Origin of the sequence: Oceanimonas sp. GK1, from assembly GCF_000243075.1 — a bacterium.
In the GTDB taxonomy this organism is placed as follows: Bacteria; Pseudomonadota; Gammaproteobacteria; order Enterobacterales; family Aeromonadaceae; genus Oceanimonas.
In genome coordinates this window covers 2,772,853-2,789,082 of sequence record NC_016745.1, presented here as the reverse complement: position 1 = coordinate 2,789,082, position 16,230 = coordinate 2,772,853, and the positions used below count along the sequence as shown (strand labels likewise).

The 16,230-nt window shown below is 59.7% G+C and carries 12 protein-coding genes; all 12 read left to right on the top strand.

Features of this window, described 5'->3' with window-relative positions; all coding sequences use genetic code 11:
- Positions 1-22 precede the first annotated feature (22 nt).
- Positions 23-1,966: a nucleoside-diphosphate sugar epimerase/dehydratase gene (locus GU3_RS13190; protein ID WP_014293023.1), complete on the top strand. Its 1,944-nt coding sequence runs from the start codon at positions 23-25 to the stop codon at positions 1,964-1,966.
- 403 nt (positions 1,967-2,369) lie between these two features.
- The gene (locus GU3_RS13185) at positions 2,370-3,737 is read left to right on the top strand and encodes an MBL fold metallo-hydrolase (RefSeq protein WP_014293022.1); all 1,368 of its coding nucleotides are present in this window, start codon (positions 2,370-2,372) and stop codon (positions 3,735-3,737) included.
- A gap of 165 nt (positions 3,738-3,902) precedes the next feature.
- Positions 3,903-4,205 (top strand): nucleotidyltransferase domain-containing protein, encoded by a 303-nt coding sequence (locus tag GU3_RS13180; RefSeq protein WP_014293021.1) that lies wholly within the window; start codon positions 3,903-3,905, stop codon positions 4,203-4,205.
- Positions 4,195-4,581, top strand: coding sequence for an HI0074 family nucleotidyltransferase substrate-binding subunit (locus GU3_RS13175; RefSeq protein ID WP_014293020.1), 387 nt, complete (start codon positions 4,195-4,197; stop codon positions 4,579-4,581). Before GU3_RS13180 ends, GU3_RS13175 begins: the two co-directional genes overlap by 11 nt.
- A 195-nt stretch (positions 4,582-4,776) precedes the next feature.
- Positions 4,777-6,417, top strand: a complete 1,641-nt coding sequence (gene pgi / locus GU3_RS13170) for a glucose-6-phosphate isomerase (RefSeq protein ID WP_041543210.1) — start codon at positions 4,777-4,779, stop codon at positions 6,415-6,417.
- A gap of 208 nt (positions 6,418-6,625) precedes the next feature.
- A complete protein-coding gene (locus tag GU3_RS13165; RefSeq protein WP_014293018.1) occupies positions 6,626-7,867 on the top strand; it encodes an O-antigen ligase in 1,242 nt (413 codons plus the stop codon).
- A 299-nt stretch (positions 7,868-8,166) separates the two neighbouring features.
- Positions 8,167-10,308, top strand: coding sequence for a type I secretion system permease/ATPase (locus GU3_RS13160; protein ID WP_014293017.1), 2,142 nt, complete (start codon positions 8,167-8,169; stop codon positions 10,306-10,308).
- On the top strand, positions 10,301-11,683 hold the full coding sequence (locus GU3_RS13155; RefSeq protein ID WP_014293016.1) for an HlyD family type I secretion periplasmic adaptor subunit: 1,383 nt from the start codon (positions 10,301-10,303) through the stop codon (positions 11,681-11,683). The genes GU3_RS13160 and GU3_RS13155 overlap by 8 nt, the downstream gene beginning before the upstream one ends.
- A 24-nt stretch (positions 11,684-11,707) precedes the next feature.
- Complete coding sequence (locus GU3_RS13150; protein WP_014293015.1) at positions 11,708-13,021, top strand: TolC family outer membrane protein; 1,314 nt, start codon at positions 11,708-11,710, stop codon at positions 13,019-13,021.
- Between the two features lie 16 nt (positions 13,022-13,037).
- Positions 13,038-13,637 carry an OmpA family protein gene (locus tag GU3_RS13145; RefSeq protein ID WP_014293014.1) on the top strand — a complete coding sequence of 200 codons (600 nt, stop codon included), beginning with the start codon at positions 13,038-13,040 and terminating at the stop codon, positions 13,635-13,637.
- A complete protein-coding gene (locus GU3_RS13140; protein WP_014293013.1) occupies positions 13,634-14,326 on the top strand; it encodes a transglutaminase-like cysteine peptidase in 693 nt (230 codons plus the stop codon). Before GU3_RS13145 ends, GU3_RS13140 begins: the two co-directional genes overlap by 4 nt.
- Positions 14,323-16,230 (top strand): EAL domain-containing protein, encoded by a 1,908-nt coding sequence (locus GU3_RS13135; RefSeq protein ID WP_014293012.1) that lies wholly within the window; start codon positions 14,323-14,325, stop codon positions 16,228-16,230. Before GU3_RS13140 ends, GU3_RS13135 begins: the two co-directional genes overlap by 4 nt.

The following is a 16,230-nucleotide window of genomic DNA, read 5'->3' as shown; positions in this document are numbered from 1 at the left end:
CAATACACCAACGGGATATTGCATGATCCATCAGGCCATTCACTGGTTGTTTCAACAGCCTCGCTCGGTAAAGCGTATTATCAGCTTGTTGCTGGATACGCTGTTTATTTCGCTGGCGTTTTGGGCGGCTTACCTGTTGCGGCTGGACAGCTCCAGCCTGCTGGGCTCGTTCCGGCACTGGCTGGTGCTGGCAACCATGGTGCCGGTTACGCTGCTGTGTTTTGTGCGCTTTGGTCTTTACCGGGCGGTGCTCCGTTATCTGGGGCATCACGCTACTGTGGTGATGATGGGCGGGGTGGCGGTGTCGGCCGTTACCATGGTGCTGGCAGCCTATTACTTCAACGCCTTTTTGCCCCGCTCTGTGCCCATTATTTATGCCTCTCTGGCGTTGCTGCTGTGTGGCGGTGCCCGCACCATGGCCCGGGCGCTGTATAACCAGAGCACCAAAAAACAGAAAACTCCCGTCATTATTTACGGTGCCGGCGCGTCCGGCCGGCAGCTGAATACTTCGCTTACCCATGGCAGCGAATATCGCGCCGTGGCCTTTGTGGACGACAACCCCGGCCTGCAAAAAGCGCTGCTGCAGGGGTTAACGGTTTACTCTCCGGCCGAGCTGCCCTGGCTGGTGGAGCGCTTTGGTGCCCACAAGCTGTTGCTGGCCATGCCCAGCATCAGCCGCCAGCGCCGCCGAGAAATTGTAGACAGCCTGGAAGAGCTGCCCGTAGACATGCTCACCATTCCCGGCATGGCCGATCTGGTCAGTGGCAAGGCCAAGCTGAGCGAGCTGCACGAAGTGAATGTGGAAGACCTGTTGGGGCGGGACCCGGTAGAACCTTTTCCCGAGCTGATTGGCGCCAATATTCGCGGCAAGGTGGTGATGGTGACCGGTGCCGGCGGCTCCATTGGTTCCGAGCTGTGCCGGCAAATAGTGCAGCAGGGCCCAACCACTCTGGTGCTGTTCGAAATGTCGGAATATGCGCTTTATCAAATTGATCAGGAGCTGAACGGCATGTGTCGTGAGGCCGGCTATGAGGTGCGCATTGTGCCCATTATGGCCTCGGTGCAGCGTCAAAACCGGCTGGAAGCGGTAATGCAGACGTTTGGGGTGCACACCGTGTATCACGCTGCCGCCTGCAAGCATGTGCCGCTGGTGGAATACAACGTGGTGGAAGGGGTGCGCAACAATGTGTTCGGCACCTGGCGGGCGGCGGAAGCGGCCATTAACTGCGGGGTGGAAACCTTTGTGCTTATCTCCACCGACAAGGCCGTGCGCCCTACCAATGTCATGGGCACCAGCAAGCGCCTGGCCGAGCTGGTGTTGCAGGGGCTGGCTCTGCGCCAGAGCAACACCCGCTTTTGCATGGTGCGCTTTGGCAATGTGCTGGGCTCTTCTGGCTCTGTGGTGCCACTGTTCAAGCGGCAGATCCGCGCCGGCGGCCCCATTACCCTTACTCACGAAGACATTACCCGCTATTTTATGACCATTCCCGAGGCGGCCCAGCTGGTGATCCAGGCCGGCGCCATGGGTAAGGGCGGCGATGTGTTTGTGCTGGACATGGGCGAGCCGGTAAAAATTATCGACCTTGCCCGCAAAATGGTGCGGTTAATGGGGTATGAGGTAAAAGACGCCAAACACCCGGACGGCGATATAGAAATCCAGGTTACCGGCCTGCGCCCCGGCGAGAAGCTGTATGAAGAGCTGCTGATCGGCGGCAATGAGCTACCTACCGCCCACCCGCGCATTCGCACCGCTCATGAAGTGCATCTGCCCTGGCAGGACATGGCTGCCCTGTTGCAGGAGCTGAACACCGCCTGCGAGCAATATAACCAGCCCCGCATTCGCGAGCTGCTGCTGCAGGCGCCCACAGCATTCAACCCCCAGGATGGCATTTGCGACCTGGTATGGCAGCAAAGCCAAGCTGCTGAAACCGGGAATGAAACCAAGGTAGTGGCGCTGGCTTTGTAGCGCCTAGCGTTAAGCGCCCGGCGCCCAGCTGTTGCGAGCGGCTTTGGGATTGTGGAGCGCGGGCCGCTGGCCCGCATTAGCGCCGACAGGCGCTTGAATCGTGCATATTGTGTAGACACCAATGCCCGTTGTTTGATCGAACAGCGGGCATTTTTGTTTTTCACGGGCTATGGTCTTCCGTACGCTTTTGTAGGCCCCGTTTTAACGGGGCAGTGGTGCCACATGCAGCATGGTTTGCCCGCTTGCAGCCGCGGTTAAAACCGGGCCTACAGGGGCAGGGCATTGGAGCGCGGGCAGCTTTCCCGCATTTTGCCGCGCAGCGGCAACCTTCGTTGAGCGCCCATGTGGGCGCTAATGCAGGCTGGCAGCCTGCGCTCCACAAATCAAACAACAAGGAGAGCACATGAGCAAGGGACTGGAGATTTTGCATCACGGGGCGGTAAACAGCGTTACCGGCTCCTGTCATGAATTGCGCGCGGGCGATGCCGGCATTTTAATTGACTGCGGCCTGTTTCAGGGGCTGGAGGGCAAGCGCGATCTGGCCATCGATTTTGATATTGCCCACATCAAGGCGCTCGTGGTTACCCATGTGCATATCGACCATGTAGGCCGGCTGCCTTACCTGCTGGGGGCGGGGTTTGATGGGCCCATATATTGCTCGCAACCTTCGGCGCTGCTGCTGCCGGCCATGCTGGAAGACGCGCTTAAAATCGGCTTCACCCGCAATGAGCAGCTCATTAACCGGGTACTCAAGCTGCTGTCCTCAAGGTTGCGGCCTTTGCCCTACGACCAGTGGCAGCAAGTGGAAGGCAGTAACATTGCCATTCGGCTGCAGCGGGCCGGGCATATTCTGGGCTCGGCCTATGTGGAGTGCGAGGTGGCTGGGCAGCGGGTGGTGTTCAGCGGCGACTTGGGCGCCCCCCATTCGCCGCTGCTGGTGCCGCCGGCACCGCCTGAGCGCTGCCATGTGCTGGTGCTGGAAAGCACCTACGGCGATAAAAACCATGAAAGCCGGATTGATCGCCGCCTGCGGCTGAAGGCGGCGGTGGAGCACGCGCTGGAAGACGGCGGCACCTTGCTTATACCCGCTTTTAGCCTGGGGCGCACCCAAGATCTGCTTTATGAGCTGGAAAGCCTGATTGCCGAGTTTGGCGGCCAGCAGGCGGCGCCGGGCCTGCCCTGGAACGAGCTGGAGGTGGTGGTAGACTCGCCCCTGGCGGCCAACTTCACCCAGCTTTACCGCGAGCTTAAGCCGTTCTGGAATGACGAGGCCCGGGAGCGGGTTAGCGAGGGGCGGCACCCGCTGTCGTTTGAGCAGTTAACCGTGGTGAATTCCCATCACGATCATCTTAATGCCGTGGGCTACCTGGCCCGCTCCCACAAGCCCTGCGTGGTACTGGCGGGCTCCGGCATGTGCGCCGGCGGCCGGGTGGTGAATTACCTGAAGGCGCTGCTGAATGATCCGCGTAACGATGTGCTGTTTGTGGGTTACCAGGCCGAGGGCACGCCGGGGCGGGACATTCTTGAATACGGGCCGAAAGAAGGCTGGGTAGAGCTGGATGGCGAACGTTTCACCATTCGTGCGCGAGTACATCAGGTGAGCGGCTATTCGGCCCACGCCGGCCAGGAAGATTTGATAAACTTCGCCACCGGCATTAATCCGCCGCCTGAGCAAATACGCCTGATACACGGCGAGGCGAATCCCAAGGCGGTGTTGCAGGCGCGGTTGAAGGAGTTGCTGCCGGAAACGGAAGTGGTGATGGGAGCATAGCTGTAAGGTTTTTGAGTGCCCTTGCGGGCACTAAAGCAGGCTGGCAGCCTGCGCTCCACCTAGACCGTGCATCCATTGGAGCGCGGGCAGCTTGCCCGCAATTTGGCGCGCAGCGGCAATCATGGATTCCCGCCTTCGCGGGAATGACGGAGGAAGTAATCTGTAATGACAGAGAGCATACCGCTTAAGCATTATCATTTTTTGGGTGAGCTGGTATCTTTGCCCTTTGTTGAAGCCGTATACCTGTTTGGCTCAAGAGCGCGCGGCGACCACAGAGAGCGATCCGATATCGACCTGGCCGTTTTTTGCCCGAAGGCGAGTGCACAGGACTGGCTGCAAGTGTTGGCCATTGTTGAGCGGGCCGATACGCTGCTGACGATAGATTGTGTCCGGCTGGATGCCGAGCCCGCAAACAGTCCGTTACGGGCGGCGATAGAACGAGATAAAAAGGTACTGTATGAGCGTTGATCTGAACCTGGAGCTGTTGGGTAACGCCCTGGCCCGTTTGCAGGAATCACTGGATTTTCCGGCCAGTCAGCCACTGGTGGTGGACGCCAGTATCCAGCGGTTTGAGTTTTGTATTGAACTGACCTGGAAAACGTTGAAAAAGGCACTGGCCATGGAAGGTATTGCGGCCAATACGCCCAGAGAGTGTTTGCAGCAGGCCTATGCAGCCCATTGGCTGCAGAATGAAACTGAATGGCTCTCTATGCTCAAAGACCGGAATCTTACATCGCATACCTACAAGGAAGAGGTGGCGCTGGATATTTACCAACGGCTGCCAGCACATTTGAGTGCCATGCAGGCACTGCATCAACTGCTTGGCCAGCGTTTTGACGCGTAGGCACTGCTTTAGTGGGGCAGCGGTTTTGGAGCGCGAGTGGCGCGTCGCGGCCAGCTTGGTCGCTATTGGCGCGCAGCGGCAAGGTTTTTGAGCGCCCTTGCGGTCGCTAATGCAGGCGAGCCGCCTGCGCTCCACAAGATCTGCGCCCCAAAAAATCGATATGCCACTGAATAGAAATAAATACAAAGGGATAGAATGACGTCTTTAGTCCGGCAGCCGGCTTTTATGGCCTTGCAGCAGTTAAAAGAAAAAGAGCAGGCCATTACTCTGGCAGAGCGGTTTGCCGCAGATCCCAATCGTTTTGAGCAGTTCAGCCTTGGCTTTGGTGAGCAGTTGCGGGTGGACTTATCGCGCCAGCACTGGTCGGCCGAGGTGCGGGCGTTGCTGTGCCGGCTGGCCGCCGACATGGACCTTAAGGCCTCTATTGAAGGGCTGTTTGCCGATAACCTTTTCAACCACACCGAAGGCCGGGCGGCGCTGCACACGGCGCTGCGCATGCCGCCCGGTGCGGTGCTGGAGCACAAGGGCGAAAACGTGGTGCCCAAGGTGCATGCCGAGCTTACGCGCATTCAGGCCTTTTGCCGGCAGGTGCAGGGCGGCGACTGGCGCGGCTACACCGGTTTGCCCATTACGGATGTGGTCAACATTGGCATTGGTGGCTCCGACCTCGGCCCGGCCATGGTGGTGGAGGTGCTGGCGCCTTATCAGGATCAGGGCCTGCGCGCGCATTTTGTGTCGAACATGGACGGCGCACAGCTGGGTGCTGTGCTGGCGGAGTTGAACCCGGCCACGACTCTGTTTGTGATCTCGTCCAAAACCTTTACTACCGACGAAACCATGACCAACGCTCGCTCCGCCCGGGCCTGGCTGCTGGCGGCTTGTGGCGGTGAGCAACACATTGCCCGGCATTTTGTGGCGGTGTCCACCAACATTGAGGCGGTCACGGCCTTTGGCATTGATGAAGCCAACATGTTCCGCTTCTGGAGCTGGGTGGGTGGCCGCTTTTCGCTGTGGTCTGCCATTGGTCTGCCCATTGCCCTGGCGCTGGGGTTTGAGCGTTTTCAGCAGTTGCTGGCGGGCGCTCGCGCCATGGACGAACACCTGCGCCACACCCCCTTTGAGCACAACATTCCGGTGCAGCTGGCGCTGCTCAGCATTTGGAACATCAATGTGCTGGGGCTGCAGAGTGAGGGGGTATTCCCTTACAGCCAGCAGCTCAAGCGTTTTCCTGCCTTTTTGCAGCAGCTGAACATGGAGTCGAACGGCAAGGGCGTAACCAACGCCGGCTCGCCGGTTAATCATGCCACCGGTCCGGTAGTGTGGGGCGAAGTAGGCACCAATGGCCAGCATGCGTTTTTTCAGTTGCTGCACCAGGGCAGTGTGGTGGTGCCGGCGGAATTTATTGGCTTTGTACGTTCTGCCTATCCGTACCCCGAGCACCAGCGCAAGCTTCTGGCCAACATGCTGGCCCAGGCCCAGGCCATGGCCTTTGGCAAGTCTCGCGAGCAGGTAGAAGCCGAGCTGGCTGCCGAAGGGCTCAGCCCCGAGGTCATTGCTCGCCTGGCTCCGTACAAGGTAATGCCCGGCAACCGCCCCAGCACGGTGATGTTGTTCGACGAGCTGACTCCCTATAATCTGGGCGCACTCATTGCCATGTATGAACACAAAACCTTCGTGCAGGGCGTGCTCTGGAGCATTAACAGTTTTGATCAGTGGGGCGTGGAGCTGGGCAAGAAACTGGCTGCCCGGTTAATTGACGACCTGGAAAACGGCGTGACCGATGGCCACGACAGTGCCACCAACGGTCTGCTTGCACAGATTAAACACTGGAGTTAAGTGGAGCGCGGGTCTTGTCCCTGAATAGGGGCAGTCTGCCTGCAATTTGCCGCGAAGCGGCAACTCATTGCTTAACCTTGCTCCAATGCTGCCAGCTTTTTCGGTTTGCGTTAGAATGCCGAGGTTCTAAGTGTGTCTGGTTGCTTGGCCATAGCCATAAAGAGCGAGCATGCGGTGTTTTGAATAATAAAAGGCTGAAGCTGAACGGATGAATATAAAAAAACTGATTGATAACAATAACTTTATGTCCTTGATGGTGTTTTTGTCATTGGCGCTACTGCTGTCAACCCCGGGGGGCTCGGTGGCGGCATTTGCCGTGTTACTGCTGGTGGCGCTGGTTTTTTTGTTTCGGGTTAAAGACAAACCCAGCCTGAATAGTACCGACAAGCTGCTTATTTTTTCGTTTGTATTTATGTTTCTAACCGTGCTGCCGCCCTTTGTAAGCGATGGATTCCGTGGCCGCTACCTTGATCTTTCCTTGCGATTTTTGCTGGTGGTACCGGTATTATGGCTGCTGCTTAAAACACCTTCCAAAGCAAGCTGGCTGTTTGCCGGTGCAGTCGTGGGTTGCATCAGTGGTTTTGGCTTGGCGGTGTATCAGTACTTTTATGCGGGCATGCCCAGGGTTGATGGCTTTCTTTACAGTATTAATTTTGGTTACCTTGCCTGCTCTCTGGCGTTTCTGTCGTTTACGGGCATGATCTTTTTTGAGCGTTCCAGATGGAAGCTCACCGCGTTTACCGGCTTTGTTCTTGCCATGTTTTCCATGGTACTAACCGGCACCCGTGGCGCTTATATCGCCGTGCCGGTGCTGGCTGTACTGCTGATTGTTCTGTACAGAAAAGAGCTGGGGGCAAAGCTGCTTATTCTGGTGACAGCGGCAACCATTTCCATGCCTGCCGCCAGCTATATGGTGGTGCCACAGGTACAGCAGCGCTTTGACGTGCTGATCAACGAGCTGGTCAACTACGAAAGCGGTGATGCCAGCAAGGCATACAGTTCTAGTGGTCTGCGGCTTGAGCTCTGGACTGCGGCTATTGAGGCAGTCAAACAGAGTCCGCTGTACGGTCTGAACTACAACCAGCGAGAAGCACTGAATGCGCAGCTGGTGGATGATGGTGTGGTTATTCCTCAGGTACTTACCGTATCTCGCGGACACGCCCACAGTGAGTATTTTGAAGTGCTGGCCGGTCGTGGCCTGCTGGGCATTATTGGTTTGTTCATGCTGTTTCTGGTGCCGGGGGTTATTTTTCTGCGCAAGGCCATGAGCACCTGTGGCAAGGAAAAAGCACTGGCAGCCGCCGGAGTGACCTTTGTTGCCGGTTTTATGGTGTATGGCATCAGCGAGGCACCGCTGCAGGGCAATGTCATCTCCGGGTGTTACGCACTGACAGTGGTCGCCATTTACACCATGCTGAAACGACCTGAAACCGCCGGTTTACGCACTTAACTTACTGAGACCGCGTTCCAGGGCATACTCGGCGCACGTGGAACGCAGGTCTTGTGGAGCGCAGGCGGCTCGCCTGCATTAGCGCCCGCAGGGCGCTCGCTTTCGGTTGCCGCTTCGCGCCAAATTGCGGGCTGGCAGCCCGCGCTCCAATGAATGCACAACCCGTGCTCCAAAACTTGCACTGCTCTTAGTCCCCACCACAATCCCCCCAGGCCCTCCCAACCGTTCGATTTTCCACCGCATTTCCATAACTTCACTAGAATAAGATTCAGGCGCTTCCACACGGAGCTGTGAAGGTTATGCAGGATGCAAACACGCTCAAGGATCCTCTTCTTCAAAGCCTGGTGTTTCTCACCCGGTTCTATGGCCAGCCGCACCAGGGCGAGGCCCTGGTTAACGGCCTGCCTCTGGCCGAGGGCCGGCTTACTCCCGTCTTGTTCCCCCGTGCTGCCGAGCGCGCCGGCTTTTCCTGCCGTCAGGATGTTTCTCCGCTGGCCGATATCTCCGAGCTGTTGCTGCCCTGCATTCTGCTGCTGAAAAACGGTGGCGCCTGTGTGCTGCTGGAGCAGCAGGAAGAGCGCGGCTGTCGGGTAATGCTGCCCGACACCGGCGAGGGTGAAGAATGGCTGCCTGCCGACCAGCTTGTTAAAAGCTACAGCGGCCGGGCCATTTTGCTCAAACCCCGCTTTCGTTTTGATGAACGCTCACCCCAGGTGCTGGACAGCGATCACGGCCACTGGTTCTGGAGCACCCTGCGGCGCTCGTCGTCCATTTACCGGGATGTATTGATCGGCTCCCTGCTTATCAACCTGTTCGCCCTGGTCACGCCGCTGTTCACCATGAACGTGTACGACAAAATCGTGCCCAACCTGGCGTTCGACTCCTTGTGGGTGCTGGCCACCGGCGCCGCCGTGGTGCTGGTGTTCGATTTTGTGATGCGCCTGCTGCGCAGCCACTTTATCGACGTGGCCGGCAAAAAAGCTGATGTGCTGCTCTCTGCCCGCATTTTCGCCAAGGTGATGGGCATGCGCATGGAGGCGCGGCCGCCGTCCACCGGCGCCTTTGCCCGGCATTTGCAGGAGTTCGAGTCCATTCGCGAATTTCTCACCTCGGCCACGGTGGCGGCACTGGTCGACATTCCCTTTGCCCTGCTGTTTTTGTTCATTATCTGGATATTCGCCGGCCACATGGTGTGGGTACCGCTCATTGCCATGCTGTTGCTGGTGGCGGTCAGCCTGCTGGTGCAGCGCCCGCTGCGTCACAGCATTGAAGAGGGCTCGCGGCTGGCCTCCCAGAAAAACGCCAACCTGGTGGAAGGCATAGCGGGGCTGGAAACCATCAAGCTGTTTGGTGCCCAGGGGGCCTTTCAGCACCGCTGGGAGCAGGCGGTCAGCCACATGGCCGGCTGGGGCATGAAAACCCGCCGACTTACCAACGGGGTATCCACCCTGGCCAATGTAACCCAGCAGGTCACCACCATCAGCCTGATTGTACTGGGGGTGTACCTCATTGCCGCCGGCGAGCTCTCCATGGGGGGGCTGATTGCCGCGGTAATGTTGGGCAGCCGGGCCATTGCGCCCATGGTGCAGCTGTCGGTGCTGTCCACCCGCTACAACCACGCCCGTTCGGCCATGGACATTCTGGAGAAAGTCATGGCCGCCCCCGACGAGCAGGAAGACGGCCGGCGCTTTATTCATCATCCCGAGTTTGAGGGCGACATCGTATTCGACCGGGTGAGCTTTCGTTATCCCGGCGCCGGGCAGGACGTGCTGAGCAATGTCAGCCTGCATATCAGGCCCGGTGAAAAAGTGGCCATTATCGGCCGCATCGGCTCGGGCAAAACCACCCTGGAGCGGCTGGTGGCGGGTCTGTACAAACCCACCCAGGGCGCCATTCGCATTGACGGCATCGACATCAATCAGCTGCAGCCGGCGGTGCTCAGAAGCAATCTGGGCTGTGTGCCCCAAGACGTCACCCTGTTTTATGGCTCCATTCGCGACAATATTGTGCTCGCCAGCCCGCTTGCCGACGAGGCCGCCGTGCTGGCCGCCGCCGAGCGGGCCGGCGTAACCCTGTTTTCCCATCAGGACGCCGACGGCCTGGAGCGCCAGGTGGGTGAGGGCGGCCGGCTGCTGTCGGGCGGGCAGCGCCAGGCGGTGGCCATTGCCCGCGCCCTGCTGAATGACCCCGTGATGCTGGTGATGGACGAGCCCACCTCCAACATGGACAACCGCTCCGAGCTGCATATTCGCCAGCAGCTCAAGCGGCTGGACCGGCAACAAACCCTGCTGCTGGTCACGCACCGAACCTCCATGCTGGATGTGGTAGACCGGGTTATTGTGCTGGAGCAGGGCCGGGTGATGGCCGACGGCCCCAAGGAGCAGGTGCTGGCGCAACTGCAGGCAGGTAAGGCGACCGTGCGGGAGGTGAGCCATGGCTAAATCGCCCCGCCCTGAGCAGCTCGACTACACCAGCGACACCGCCGCCGCCGTGTTGCTCAACACCCCCAAGGGCGCCCGGGCGCTGCTGTGGTGCATGCTGGCCTTTGTGCTGGCGGCCATTGTCTGGGCCTGGTTTGCCGAGCTGGAGGAAGTGACTTCCGGCACCGGCACCGTGATCCCCTCCAGCCAGTTGCAGGTGGTGTCGAACCTGGAAGGGGGCATAGTGCGCGAGCTCTATGTGCGCGAGGGCCAGCAGGTGGAAAAAGGCCAGCCGCTGCTGCTGATCGACGACACTCGGTTTCGCTCCGATCTACGCGAGCGTGAGCAGGAAATTGCCGCCTTGCAGGGGGATGTGCTGCGGCTGGAAGCCCAGGTGGCATCGATACGTGTTAGTGATGCGCCGGATCTCGGCTGGCGCGAGCAGGTACAGGTGGCGCCGGCGGAGCTGGCGTTTCCCGAGGCGTTTGTGGAGCAGTACCCGCAGCAGCCCGCCATTCAGCGCTCGCTGTATAACGAACGGCTCGATTATGTGAAAAACCAGCTGTCCATTTTTGGCAACCAGATCCAGCAGCGCGAGCAGGAAATTGTGGAGACCAACGCCAAGGTGCGCACCCTGGGGCGGGGTGTGGGGCTGGCCGCCCGGGAAGTGAACATGAGCCGCCCCCTGGCCCGGGAAGGCATCGTGCCCCAAGTAGAAATTTTGCGTCTGGAGCGTCAGCTCAACGAGCTGCAGGGCGAGCTGGAATCGGCCCGGCTGCTGCTGCCCAAGCTGGAAGCCACCCTCAAGGAAACCATTTCCAAGCGCAAGGAAGTGGCACTCAGTTTTCGCTCCGAGGCCCAGCAGGAGCTGAACGAGCGCCGCGGCCGGCTGGCCCAGCTGAAAGCCGGCGAAGTGGGCCTGCAGGACAGGGTAACGCGCACTTCGGTGCTGTCGCCGGTAAAGGGCACGGTCAAAACCCTGAGCGTGAACACAGTAGGCGGCGTGGTGCAGCCGGGGGTGAGCCTGGTGGAAATTGTACCGCTGGAAGACACCCTGCTGGTGGAGGCGCGCATCGAGCCCCGGGACATTGGCTTTTTGCGGCCGGGGCTGGAGGCCATGGTCAAGTTCACTGCCTACGACTTCACTGTGTACGGGGGCCTGATGGGAGAGGTGGAGAAGATCAGCGCCGACTCCATTCAGGATGACGAAGGCAACACCTTCTTCCTTGCCACCATTCGAACCAGGGAGAGTTTTTTGGGCAACGAGCAGGCACCGCTGCGGATTATTCCGGGCATGCAGGCGGGGGTAGACATCATTACCGGCAAAAAAACGGTGCTGGACTACCTGCTCAAACCCATTTTAAGAGCAAAGCAGGGCGCTTTGCGTGAGCGTTGAGTCGAAAGAAAAGGGAGAAAAACAATGAGAAAATCGGCGATTGCAGTGCTGGTGGGCGCCGCCATGGTGTTGCCGGCTCACGGCCAAACACTGGAAGAGGCGGTCACCCAGACCTTGATGACCCATCCCAAGGTCAAGGAAGCCTTTCATCTTTATCAATCCCGGCAATACGATCAGGACGAGGCCTTTGCCGGCTATTTGCCCAAGCTCGATGCCAATGCCGGCATCGGCTATGAATACACCGACAGCCCCGGCGTGCGCGACGGCGACCTCAGGGCCGACAAGACACTGACCCGCAAGGAAGCCGGGCTGTCGCTTCGGCAAATGCTGTTCGACGGCTTTAAAACCCCGAGCAACGTGCACCGGACCCGGGCGGAAGCGGATGCCCAGCGCTACATGCTGCTGTCGGATGCGGAAAACATCGCCCTGCGGGTGGCCGAGGTTTACCTCGACGTGCTGCGCCAGGATGAAATCGTGGAGCTGTCGCGCCGTAACCTGGAAACCCACGAGCAGATCCTGTCCGACATTCAGCGCCGCACCAACTCGGGGGTGGGCTCCACCGCCGATCTCAACCAGATCAACGGCCGGGTGGCGCGGGCCTATTCCAACATGACGGCGGCGGAAAACAACCTGCGGGATGCCCAGAGCCAGTTTATGTCTTTGGTGAACGACATGCCCGGCGACCTGCGCCAGCCCCAGCCCGATGCCAACTATGTACCGCCCACCCTGGAAGATGCCCTGGTCATGGCCCAGGAAAACCATCCTACCCTGATGTCGGCCTCCTTTGATGTGGAAGCGGCGCACCAGCAGCACCGGGATGCCAAGTCGGGCTTTTACCCCACGGTGAACCTTGAGCTCGACAGCAACTGGAACGACGACATCGACGGCGTGCGTGGCCACAACAACGACTTCACCGCCATGGTGCGCATGCGCTACAACCTGTTCAATGGCGGCGCCGATCTGGCGCGCAGCCGCTCCACCTCGGCACTGGAAATGCAGGCCAAGGACATTCACATGAATGCCCACCGTCAGGTGGAAGAGGGCATGCGTCTGGCCTGGGCGGCCTATGAGTCGCTGGGTCGGCAGAAAGACTTCTTGCGCCGGCATGTGGAGTCGAGCTTTGACACCGTGGATGCCTACAAGAAGCAGTTCTCGCTTGGCAACCGTACCCTGCTGGACGTGCTCAACACCGAGAACGAACTGTTCGAGGCACGGCGTTCCTACATCAACGCCGAGTACGATCAGCTGCTGGCGGAATATCGCATTATGAACGCGTCGGGCCGGCTGCTGGAAGCGCTGCGCTTCACTCAGCCCGATCAGTGGCAGCAAGCAGAATAACTAAAGGAGAATTGCGATGAAAACATGGATTTTGCTGGCCCTGGTACTGCCGCTGGCAGGCTGTACCCTTACCGCCGAGCCGGAGCGGGACACCATGCCCGAATATGATCTGACCGACCTGGACCGAGACGGCGTGATCACCGCCCGGGACAACTGTCTGGACTCGGCGCTGAACTCGTCTGTGGATAATGACGGTTGTGGCGGCAGCGAGAGCCGGGTATTGCAACAGGACATTATTGTGCTGTTTGCTCACGACAAGTCGAACATCATGCCGAAATATCAGGAGGAGATTAACCGCATGGCCGCCTTTATGGCCGAGAACACCGAGCTGAAGCTGTTGCTGGAAGGCCATGCCAGCCAGGTGGGCACGCCGGAATATAACCTGGCGTTGTCGAAGCGCCGGGCCCAGGCGGTGCGTCAGGCTCTGGTGCGGGAAGGGGTACCCGCTGAGCGGCTGGAGATCATCGGTTACGGCGAGAGCAAACCCATACTGATGGGCGACGACGAGCAGTCGGCCGCCGCCAACCGCCGGGTGGTGGGTGCACTTACCAACATGACCGAAGGCGTAAGAATGCGCTGGAACGTGTACAGCATGGAGCCTTCTTCTGAACAATGAGGCCGTTTTCTCACCGGCTTTGCGGGCTGGCGCTGCTGGGCGTGTTGCTCGGTGTGCCAGCCTGGTCACTGGAAGAGGAAGACAGCAACATGCGCGTGGCCGTGCAAACGGTATATGGCCGCCCGGCGGCCCATCGCCTGCTGGAGTGGCGCCGGCTGGTACGGGAAGGCCAGGCGGCGAAATGGAGCGAGCAGGAAGCCATTGAGCGGGTAAACCGTTTTTTTAACCGGCTGGTGTTTATTGACGACATCAAGCTGTGGGCGAAGGAGGACTACTGGGCCACACCGCTGGAGTTTTTGGGTGCCGGTGGCGGCGACTGCGAAGACTTCAGCCTGGCCAAGTATTTTTCCCTGCGGGAGCTGGGGCTGGCCGACGACAAGCTCAGGCTGGTGTATGTCAAGGCGCTGGAGCTGAACCAGTTTCATATGGTGGTGGCCTACTACCCCACGCCCGCGTCGGTGCCGCTGATCCTCGACAACCTCAAGCCGGCCATCATGCCGGCCACTCGGCGGGGAGATCTGGCACCCATTTACAGCTTTAACGGTCAGCATTTGTGGCTGATGAAGGAAAGAGGCAGGGGCGAGCTGGCCGGAGCGTCTTCGCGTCTGTCGTTATGGAACGAGTTGCGCAGCCGGCAGGAACAGACACGGCTGCAGCGGCCGGCAATCAACCTGGATGATGGACTATGACTTTGTACCGGCAACTTCTGCTTACCATGCTGCTGTTGTTTGCCCTGCTGTTTGTATCGGCATATTCGGTACAGTTCAGCTCCACCCGCAGCTACCTGGCCCAGCAGCAGGAATTCATGGTGATCAATACCGTTACCTCACTCGGGCTGGCGCTTACCCCTTATTTGGAAAACGACGACGCCGTGGGCGCCGAGTCGGTGATCAACGCCATGTTCGATGGCGGCTACTACCGCAAGGTGGAGCTGAACCTGCTGGCCAGCAATAAAACCATAACCCGGGAAAACACCGCCGCGCCCCAGCGGGTGCCCACCTGGTTTGTGGATCTTGACTTGTTTGAGGGCGGCAACCACCAGGCGGTGCTGACCTCGGGCTGGCTGCAGCTGGGCCAGCTTTATGTGGAAGGCCACACCGGCCATGCCTATTACCAGCTGTGGCAGGGCATGAGCCGGCTGGCCACCTGGTTTGCCGTGAGTTTTGTGCTGGTGTGGGCCCTGCTGGTGCTGGCGTTGCGTCATTTGCTCAAGCCCCTGCACAGCATAGAGGAGCAGGCGCGGGAAATTGAACAGCATCATTTTGGCAAGACCATACCGCTGCCGGCCACCCGTGAGCTTCGGCAGGTGGTGTCGGCCATCAACGGCATGTCGGGCAAGCTGGAAGCCCAGTTTGAAGAGCAGGCCGCCGAGGCCGAACGATTGCGCCACCGGGCCTTTATGGATGACACCTCAGGGCTTGGCAACCGGGCCTGGCTGATGGCCCAGAGCCAGGGTTGGCTGGGCGACGGCCGGGGCGGGGCCCTGGTGCTGGTGTTGGCCCGGGTGCTGGACTGGCTGTACCGGGAAGAAGGGTTTGATGCCCGGGATCAGATGACCCGGGTGATTGGTAAAAATCTGCGTCAGCTGTGCCGGGATCACGGTGAGCATGTGCTGGCCCGTATTTCGGCCACCGAATATGCCATGTTGGTGAGCGAGTCGGATCCGGCTTCCTTGAAACAGCTGGGCGAGACCATTAACCGGCACATTGCCGAGCTGGTGAAGGATCCGGAAGACGAGCGGGAGCTGTCGGTGGTGGGCATTGCCCTGGTGCAGCCCGGCGACGAGATTGGCCGCCTGCTGACCCGGGCCGATCATGCCCTTAACCGGGCGCACATGGATGAAACTGGGGTGGTGGTCGAGGCCCATCAGCAACGCGAGCGGCTGGGCCGGCTGCAATGGAAGCAGTTACTGGAAGAGGCACTGGAGCAGGACGGTTTTGAACTGAGCGTGCAGGCGGTGATGGGCTTTCATGGCGAACGTTATCATGAAGAGGTGTTTGTCAGCATTCGCCGGGATGGCATCGCCTACGGCGCCGACAACTTTCTGCCGGCAGCCGAACAGTTCGGGCTGGGAGAGCGGCTGGATCTGCATGTGATCGCCCGGGCCCTGCGCATGTTGGAAAAACGGACTGAACTGAAGCTGGCGGTGAACCTGACGCGCCAGAGCTGCCATCAGGACGGCTTCTGGCGCAAGCTGTCCCAGATCCTGGAGCGCTACGAGCCGGTGCGGGAGCGACTGTTGCTGGAGTTGCCCGAAAGTGCCTTTGCCTTTGGCTGGGAGCGGCTGATTGCTCCCCTGGCGGGGTTGAAGGTGGACTGGGGAGTGGATCACTTCGGGCGGCATTTCGACCTGCTGGTGCACCTGGGCAAGCTCAGACCCAGTTATGTCAAGCTGGATCATGGCTACACCAGCCAGGTACAGCAGCCCGACTACAACGATGCCTTTCTGGCCGCCGTGTGCCGGGCCGCCCACAGCATGGGCGCACTGACCATTGCCTCCCGGGTGGAAACCGGTGAACAGGTGGAGCGCCTGCGAACCCTGCACATAGACGCCTACCAGGGCTACGTCAGCCCCCCCGGCCGCCTCTGCTGA

Coding starts and splice junctions, on each gene's coding strand:
- GU3_RS13150 (WP_014293015.1), top strand. CDS start 11,708: ATGAGAAAATCGGCGATTGCAGTGCTGGTGGGCGCCGCCATGGTGTTG.
- GU3_RS13155 (WP_014293016.1), top strand. CDS start 10,301: ATGGCTAAATCGCCCCGCCCTGAGCAGCTCGACTACACCAGCGACACC.
- GU3_RS13190 (WP_014293023.1), top strand. CDS start 23: ATGATCCATCAGGCCATTCACTGGTTGTTTCAACAGCCTCGCTCGGTA.
- GU3_RS13160 (WP_014293017.1), top strand. CDS start 8,167: ATGCAGGATGCAAACACGCTCAAGGATCCTCTTCTTCAAAGCCTGGTG.
- GU3_RS13185 (WP_014293022.1), top strand. CDS start 2,370: ATGAGCAAGGGACTGGAGATTTTGCATCACGGGGCGGTAAACAGCGTT.
- pgi (WP_041543210.1), top strand. CDS start 4,777: ATGACGTCTTTAGTCCGGCAGCCGGCTTTTATGGCCTTGCAGCAGTTA.
- GU3_RS13145 (WP_014293014.1), top strand. CDS start 13,038: ATGAAAACATGGATTTTGCTGGCCCTGGTACTGCCGCTGGCAGGCTGT.
- GU3_RS13135 (WP_014293012.1), top strand. CDS start 14,323: ATGACTTTGTACCGGCAACTTCTGCTTACCATGCTGCTGTTGTTTGCC.
- GU3_RS13175 (WP_014293020.1), top strand. CDS start 4,195: ATGAGCGTTGATCTGAACCTGGAGCTGTTGGGTAACGCCCTGGCCCGT.
- GU3_RS13180 (WP_014293021.1), top strand. CDS start 3,903: ATGACAGAGAGCATACCGCTTAAGCATTATCATTTTTTGGGTGAGCTG.
- GU3_RS13140 (WP_014293013.1), top strand. CDS start 13,634: ATGAGGCCGTTTTCTCACCGGCTTTGCGGGCTGGCGCTGCTGGGCGTG.
- GU3_RS13165 (WP_014293018.1), top strand. CDS start 6,626: ATGAATATAAAAAAACTGATTGATAACAATAACTTTATGTCCTTGATG.